The following is a 6,491-nucleotide window of genomic DNA, read 5'->3' on the forward strand; positions in this document are numbered from 1 at the left end:
ATCGTATACGATTATACGATAAAGATAAACGTCGGGCCAGTCGCGCCCCGACCGTCCTGCCGGAGCGAGATAGGCGATCCTCGCCGAGGGCCGCAACTATGTCCAGAACGTGAGCGCGATCGCGCCTTTCTCGTGCCGGCGATCGCTGCGGCGTCCCCGGATTTCAATCAAGTGGTGTGGTGGCCTTCGGTATGTGCCCGGTCCGCGTCTGCGAACGGGACGGGAGGCCCGCTGAAGACCGATGTTGCGATAATGAGAGAACCCATGAACGACAAATCCGTACTGATCACGGCCGCAGGTCAGGGGATCGGTCGTGCCATCGCAGTTGCTTTCGCGGATGCCGGAGCGAACGTCATCGCCTCGGACATCGACACGGCGCTGCTGGATACCTTCGAGCCGCGCGCCAACACGCGCGTCCGACGTCTCGATGTGCGTGACGGCGACGCGATTCAGGAAGCGGTGGCGGAACTGGGCCGGGTCGACGTTCTCGTCAACTGCGCCGGGGTCGTGCATTCGGGTTCCGTGGTCGACATGGCCTGGTCCGACCTCGACCTGGCCTTCGATATCAACGTCAAGGGAATGGCACGCACGACGCGCGCCTTCCTGCCCGCGATGCTCGAGCACGGCGATGGGTGCATCATCAACATCGCGTCAGTAGTTTCGAGCCTGAAGGGAGCACCGAACCGTTTCGTCTACGGCACCACCAAGGCCGCGGTGATCGGCTTGACGAAATCTGTCGCGGCAGACTTCGTGTCCCGCGGCATACGCTGCAACGCCATTTGTCCGGGCACCGTTGACAGCCCGTCCCTGCAAGACCGCATGGGCGCACAGGGCGACTACGAGACGGCCCGGCGCGCCTTCATCGCTCGCCAGCCGGTGGGCAGGCTCGGCACGGTCGAAGAGATCGCGGCTCTCGCCCTGTATCTCGCGGACGCGACCTACACCACCGGCCAGGCCTATGCGATCGACGGGGGGTGGACGATCTGATCGAAGGCCCCGTGGCCTCTGACGGCCGTGGTGGCGGGCTGGCGCTGTTCGCCCTGCCCGTAGATGCCGGGTCGCATGACCTGCCCGGTCCGAAGAGAGATGGGCGGCGCCTTGGAAATGTCGTCCTCGCCGGCTTCCCTTGCCGTCGCTTTATGACGGTTCACACCCGTCAAGGCCGGAAGAAGCGGTCGGCATCGGGCGTGTACCTGGCGAGTCGCTCCCGATCCGGTTCGATGCCGAGGCCAGGCAGGTCGGGGATCTCCAGAAAGCCATCGTCGTCGAGCGAGAACGCGGTGTTTGCCAACCGGTCGACATAGGCGCTGCCGCCGATGTATTCGACGAGGTCGCAGTCGAAGATGGCGGATGCCAGTTGCAGGTCCGCGGCGAGGCCGAGCGCCGTGTTCCAGCCGTGCCCGATGTAGCGGACGCCGAATTCCTGGGCCATCCAGGCGATCCGCCGCTGCTCGCTGATGCCGCCCACTTTCGTCACGTCGGGCTGGACGATGTCGAACGCGCCGCGAACCAGATAGGGCGTGAAGGATTGGCGCCGGGTCAGGACCTCGCCGCCGGCAATCGGCACGGGACTCGCCCGTCTCAGTTCGACGAAATCGTCGATCGCATCCGGCCGCAGTGCCTCCTCGAACCACGCGACGGCGTAGTCCTTCAGCATCTGCGACGTATTGAGCGCCCACTTCAGGCCGTTGGGCCAGTAGGCGTCGCTCGCCCCCGCGTCGACGAACAGGCTCGCGCTGTCTCCGACCGCCTCGCGTGCCGCGCGGATAATCGCCTCGTCCATGCGGGGATCATCCCGCCTGCCGAACGGTCCCCAGCCGATCTTGAACGCGCGAAACCCTTGCTCGTGATTTGGTCCGATGATGTCGGCCATTCTCTTCGGCTCGTCCATCAGGAGCGAACAGTACGGCTTGACGCGATCACGGTAGCGTCCACCTAGCAACCGGCCGACCGGCAGCCCGGTCGCCTTGCCGAGAATGTCCCACAGCGCCATGTCCACGCCGCTGATCGCGTGCGTGATCGCGCCTCCCCGCCCCATCCAGAAGGTATTCTGGTGAAGCTTTTCGCTGACCCGTTCCGGTTCCAGCGCAGTTTCACCGATCAGCAGTGGCTCGAGCACCGCGATGGCCGCCTCGACGAGGGCCCCATTGGTGAAGACGCTGCCGTAGCCGGTGATATCCGCATCTGTGTGGACGGCGATGAGGGCGTGGACGGAATCGCGCTCGTCGATTTCATGGCTCCATCCGCCCTGCGGGCTCTCGCCACGCAAGGGCGCGACCCGGATGCTGGTGATGCGGACGCGAGGCAGACGCGCGAGGCTCTGGTTTGGCTGCGGTCTGTCGGCTGGCGAATGCATGCTTGTCTTCTCCGAATATGCAGAACGGTACGGCGATGTCGCCTTGACATAAACGAATATCGTATACAATCATACGAAACAAGCTTGGGATGAGGAAATCGCCGACATGGCCGCAAGCCCGGTGAACAGCCGTATCGTCTGCACGATCGATTTCGACAGGGAGGGCCGGCAGGCGTGCTATTTGCGGGCGCCGCTCTCGCGCAACAGTTCCGGCTGGGGAACGGTGGAGATCCCGATCGTCGTCGTGAAGAACGGCAGCGGGCCGACCGTGCTGTTCACGGGCGGTGTACACGGCGATGAATACGAAGGTCCGATCGCCATATCGCGGCTGGCGAGGGAACTGCGCCCGGAGCAGGTTCAGGGCCGCGTGATCATGATGCCGGCGGTCAACATCCCGGCCATCATGGCCGATACCCGCCTCTCGCCTGTCGACGGATGGGACATCAATCGGTGCTTTCCGGGGAACCCGAAGGGAACGTTCAGCCAGATGTTGGCGCATTTCATGGACAGCGTGATCCTTCCCCTGGCCGACATCTCGGTCGACATGCACACCGCCGGCCATTCGTTCGATTCGGCGCTGTCGACCAACATGCACCACGTCACCGACGAAGGTGTCCGCAGGGATACGCTGGCCGCCGCGGCGGCATTCGGCGCGCCCTTTAACGTGGTGTTCGGCGGCGTGGACGAGGACTCCACCTTCACGTCCTGCGTCGAACGGCGCGGCATCATCTCGCTGGGTACGGAGCTGGGCGGCTGGGGCCGGGTGAACATCGAGGGCGTGCGCATCGGCAGGCGCGGTTGCTACAACATCCTGAAGCACATGGGCGTCATCGAAGGCAGTCCCGAGACCGGCCAGACGAATGGTGCCGCCGCAACCGTGCACAAGATGGTGCGCGAACCCAGCGCCTATGTGTTCTCCCCGAGAGCGGGGTTGTTCGAGCCGACCCATTATGTTGGCGCGGACGTCCAGGCGGGCGAGGTCGCCGGCTACCTCCACTTCATCGAGGACGTCGATTCCGAGCCTCTCGTCCTGACCTATCGCAAGGACGGGATCATATGGTTCGGTGCTGGGCCCGGCAGGGTCGCCAGGGGCGACGCCGTGGCGATCGTCATGGAAGATTACGAGGACGACTGGTCCGGTTCGAAGGCGGATTGAAGAGTGCCATGAAGAAGATTCTCATCGTCGAGTGCATGCAGGAGATCTCCTCCTTCAATCCTGTTCGGACGGACTACGACTACTTCGAGATCGAGACAGGCGAAGAGCTCTACCGGCACAGGAACCGGAACACCGCTATCGGGGGCGCGCTCGAGGTCTTCGACGGCGCCTCGGATGTCGAAGTCGTTCCGACGATCGCGGCGCGCGCAGGAAGCGCCGGCCCCCTGTCGTGGGACGGATGGGAACGGCTGTCCTGCCAGATCCTCGATGCCGTGGCGGCGAGGGTCGAGCAGGTCGACGGCATCTTCATATCGCTGCACGGCGCGATGGGCGCAGACGGAGAACTGGACCCGGAGGGATATCTGCTCGAGCGCATTCGGCAGATGGCCGGACCCGACATCCCGATCGTCATGTCTCTGGACCTGCACGGCATCCTCACCGACCGAATGATCCGGCAGGTCGACGGCATCGCCATCTATCACACATATCCCCACGTCGACTTCGCGGACACCGGTGCGCGGGCGGCCCGGTTGCTGCTCGACCGGCTCTCGGCGAAGCCGGCTCCAGTCGTCGCCCGTGTCGTCATCCCTGCGCTCGTACGCGGCGACGAACTCATCACCCGCACCGGCTGCTACGGCGACATGGTTCGCGAATGCCAACGGCTGGAGCGCGAAGGCACGGCCCTTTCGGCCGGGATCATGATCGGCAATCCCTTCACCGACGTGCCGGAACTCTGCACTCAGGTGATTGTCGTGACCGGTGGCGACGAGGCGGCCGCGCGCGGCGAGGCGGAACGGATCGCAAGTGAATTCTGGCCGATGCGACACCGGATGCAGGGCAAGCTGATCCCGCTGGAACGGGCCATCGCTCAGGCGCGGACGATCGACGGCCCCGTCTGCTTCACCGACGCCGCCGATGCCACTTCGTCCGGCGCGACCGGCGATTCGAATGCCATCCTGCGCGGTCTCGTCGAGCACGGCTACGACAAGCGCGCCCTGCTGCAGATCGTCGATCCCGCCGCGGCCGCGGCCGCCCACAATGCCGGCGTAGGTACGATCTTGGATGTGAGCCTCGGCGGCGCGATGGATCCGGTGCGATTCAGGCCCCTGGAGGTGAGGGCGAGGGTGAAGTTGCTATCGGACGGCCGCGCAAGCCTCGAAACGATGAAGATCCCGCTCGATGCCGGCCCGACGGCCGTGCTCGAATTTGACAATTTCACGATCGCGGTGATGTCGCGCTCGGTCAGCCTTTTCGACCGGGCGATGTATTACGCGAATGGCCTCGATCCGGTCGATTTCGATCTGATCGTCGTCAAGTCTCCGCACACCGAGTACCATATGTACGACCAGTGGGTGGAGAAGAACTTCAATATCGACGTACCGGGAGCGACCTCCGCCGATATCCGGCAGCTCGGACACACCATCTGTGCGCGCCCGATGTTCCCGTTGGACGACGTCGCCGCCTTCGATCCACAGGCCGTCGTCTATCGCCGCACCTGATCGGGACCGGGCATGAAGATTGAGAACGTCGACCTTTTCTATCTGTCGATGCCGGAAGTCACCGACGAGGTGGATGGCAGTCAGGATGCCCTGCTCGTGCGCGTCGCCGCCGGTGGCATGGTGGGCTGGGGCGAGTGCGAGGCGGCGCCATTGCCCTCGATCGCGGCATTTGTCTGCCCGAAGTCGCACGGCGTTTGCCGCCCGGTCGTCGATTCTGTCCTCGGACAGGCACTTGACGATCCCGCCGACATCGCGCGCATCGGCGCGCTTGTCGGCTATAACTCGATGGACCTTCTGCAGGCGCCTCACGTCCTATCTGGCATAGAAATGGCGCTCTGGGACCTGCTCGGGCGCAAGCTCGGCGAGCCGGTCTGGCGTCTACTCGGCTTTGACCGTTCACACGCGAAGACGCCCTATGCGTCGCTACTTTTCGGCGATACGCCGGACGTGACGCTGGAGCGCGCAAGACAGTCGGTCAGAGACGGCTTTACCGCCGCCAAGTTCGGATGGGGCCCGATCGGCCGCAGCGACGCGCGAAGCGATGCCGACCAATTCGCTGCAGCACGGGAGGGGCTTGGTCGCGAAGCCGATCTTATGGTCGATGTCGGCCAGATCTTCGGCGAAGACGTCGCATCCGCCGCCGAACGTCTCTCCTCGCTGGACGAAGCGGGCGCACTCTGGCTCGAGGAGCCGTTCCATGCCGGAGCCCTGGAAGCCTACCGCACCCTCTCCGGGCTGGGCGCGAAAGTGCGCATGGCAGGCGGTGAAGCCGCCCACAATGTCTACATGGCCACCCACCTCCTGGATTACGGCAATATCGGCTTCGTGCAGATCGACTGCGGCCGGATCGGCGGCATCGGCCCGGCGAAGGCGGTGGCCGATCTCGCCGTGACGCGCGGCGCGACCTACGTGAACCACACCTTCACGTCGCATCTGGCCCTATCGGCGTCGATGCAGCCTTTCGCCGGCATTTCCGACAGCCACATCTGCGAGTATCCGGCAGCACCGAAGACGCTCGCAAAAGCGATCACGGCGAATCACATTCGACCCGATGCCCACGGAGCCATCCGCGCACCCGAAGACCCGGGCCTTGGCATGGATGTCAACGTTGCCGGGATTGCTCCCTACCTCGTCGACACCGAGATCCGTGTCGGTGGAAAAATTCTCTACAGCACCCCCGCGCTGTAGCACCTGTTGAGATTCAGAATGTCGTCTGAGGTGAATAGCCCAAATTTTTCTAGACGCCGTCGGTCCTCATTTCCTGCTGCTGTACTAACTAGACGGGTTACAGCCGCCCGTTCCTGACGTGTTTGTGCTTGGGGTTGTAGAACATCTCGATACGATCGAACACATCCTGCCGCGCCTCGATACGGGTCTTTTAGGGCGGTGTCAGAACAATTCGGCTAGGACGCAAACTCATAAACCTGTAGCGGCGCAGGGTGAAGGATGATTCAAGCTCCGAAAGGAGTTTGCCATGTCC

General features: G+C 63.9%; 5 protein-coding genes. 4 read left to right on the top strand and 1 reads right to left on the bottom strand.

What is annotated here, in order from left to right; genetic code table 11:
* The first annotated feature begins 264 nt into the window (after window positions 1-264).
* Window positions 265-987: an SDR family oxidoreductase gene (locus tag ACSF9G_RS23420; RefSeq protein ID WP_436644484.1), complete on the top strand. Its 723-nt coding sequence runs from the start codon at window positions 265-267 to the stop codon at window positions 985-987.
* Window positions 988-1,156: 169 nt separating this feature from the next.
* Here the strand turns inward: ACSF9G_RS23420 and ACSF9G_RS23425 are convergent, their stop codons facing one another.
* Window positions 1,157-2,356, bottom strand: coding sequence for a mandelate racemase/muconate lactonizing enzyme family protein (locus ACSF9G_RS23425; protein WP_436644485.1), 1,200 nt, complete (start codon window positions 2,354-2,356; stop codon window positions 1,157-1,159).
* Window positions 2,357-2,462: 106 nt separating this feature from the next.
* On the opposite strand from ACSF9G_RS23425, the gene ACSF9G_RS23430 reads away from it, so the two are divergent.
* The 3 genes from ACSF9G_RS23430 to ACSF9G_RS23440 are packed head-to-tail and all read left to right on the top strand — an operon-like array spanning window position 2,463 to window position 6,199.
* Window positions 2,463-3,512: a succinylglutamate desuccinylase/aspartoacylase family protein gene (locus tag ACSF9G_RS23430; protein ID WP_436644486.1), complete on the top strand. Its 1,050-nt coding sequence runs from the start codon at window positions 2,463-2,465 to the stop codon at window positions 3,510-3,512.
* A gap of 8 nt (window positions 3,513-3,520) precedes the next feature.
* Window positions 3,521-5,011: a M81 family metallopeptidase gene (locus ACSF9G_RS23435; protein ID WP_436644487.1), complete on the top strand. Its 1,491-nt coding sequence runs from the start codon at window positions 3,521-3,523 to the stop codon at window positions 5,009-5,011.
* 12 nt (window positions 5,012-5,023) lie between these two features.
* Complete coding sequence (locus ACSF9G_RS23440) at window positions 5,024-6,199, top strand: mandelate racemase/muconate lactonizing enzyme family protein (RefSeq protein WP_436644488.1); 1,176 nt, start codon at window positions 5,024-5,026, stop codon at window positions 6,197-6,199.
* Window positions 6,200-6,491 lie beyond the last annotated feature (292 nt).

The organism is Microbaculum mangrovi (assembly GCF_051390635.1).
In the GTDB taxonomy this organism is placed as follows: Bacteria; Pseudomonadota; Alphaproteobacteria; order Rhizobiales; family Tepidamorphaceae; genus Microbaculum.

Bases quoted from the DNA above. Each gene is read 5' to 3' on its own strand.
- ACSF9G_RS23430 (WP_436644486.1), top strand. From the start codon at position 2,463: ATGGCCGCAAGCCCGGTGAACAGCCGTATCGTCTGCACGATCGATTTC.
- ACSF9G_RS23420 (WP_436644484.1), top strand. From the start codon at position 265: ATGAACGACAAATCCGTACTGATCACGGCCGCAGGTCAGGGGATCGGT.
- ACSF9G_RS23440 (WP_436644488.1), top strand. From the start codon at position 5,024: ATGAAGATTGAGAACGTCGACCTTTTCTATCTGTCGATGCCGGAAGTC.
- ACSF9G_RS23435 (WP_436644487.1), top strand. From the start codon at position 3,521: ATGAAGAAGATTCTCATCGTCGAGTGCATGCAGGAGATCTCCTCCTTC.
- ACSF9G_RS23425 (WP_436644485.1), bottom strand. From the start codon at position 2,356: ATGCATTCGCCAGCCGACAGACCGCAGCCAAACCAGAGCCTCGCGCGT.